Source organism: Segatella copri, assembly GCF_002224675.1.
In the GTDB taxonomy this organism is placed as follows: Bacteria; Bacteroidota; Bacteroidia; order Bacteroidales; family Bacteroidaceae; genus Prevotella; species Prevotella copri_U.
The window spans coordinates 1-925 of sequence record NZ_NMPZ01000071.1; the positions used below are offsets into that span (position 1 = coordinate 1).

Genomic DNA, 925 nt, shown 5'->3' on the forward strand with positions numbered 1-925 from the left:
GGAGATTTAGGAACAGGATTTAAAAGTTCGCTTCTCTTCTTGTACGCACCATCTGTTTAATTAAATACAGGAGACTGGGATTCCTTATACATTATATAATATATAGGGATGGCTCAAGCAAAATGGTTCAACTCCACAATCTCCACCAAGTCAACAACCTTTCAGGTTATGAATTGACATAAGATCTTTGACATATTGACACAAGCAAAACTGTAAGTAATGAACTTTAGTTCAGACTAAAGTGAATCAAATCGCAAGATGAGATTTCACAAGTTAGAATACAGCTGAAAGTATGAGCTACTTATTCGTTATTCGGAAACGAGTAACAAGAATACAGTCGTAAAGAAAGTAAGAAAGGGCGTATGGCGGATGCCTAGGCTCACGGAGGCGATGAAGGACGTGATAAGCTGCGATAAGCTTCGGGTAGGTGCAAATAACCCTTGATCCGAAGATTTCCGAATGGGACAACCTAGCCGTCTGAAGGACGGTTACTAGCACTTAAGTGTTAGAGCTAACGCAGGGAACTGAAACATCTTAGTACCTGCAGGAAGAGAAAATAAATTAATGATTCCCCCAGTAGTGGCGAGCGAACGGGGAACAGCCCAAACCAGTGGCGTCGCAAGGCGTGGCTGGGGTTGTAGGACCGCGACATTGTATGCAAATCGTGAACAGAACACTTTGGAAAATGTGACCATAGACGGTGATAGTCCAGTATGTGAAGCGAAATGCAGCATAGCGGTATCCTGAGTAACGCGGGACACGAGGAATCCTGCGCGAATCTGCCGGGACCATCCGGTAAGGCTAAATACTCCCGTGAGACCGATAGCGAACGAGTACTGTGAAGGAAAGGTGAAAAGAACCCCGAGCAGGGGAGTGAAATAGTTCCTGAAACCATGCGCCTACAAGCGGTCGGAGCACAGCAATG

Annotated in this window: 1 rRNA gene; it reads left to right on the forward strand. The window is 45.2% G+C overall.

From position 1 onward, the window contains the following. Nucleotides 1-342: 342 nt before the first annotated feature. Nucleotides 343-925: ribosomal RNA gene (locus tag CFT61_RS16340) — 23S ribosomal RNA — on the forward strand; the annotation flags it as partial.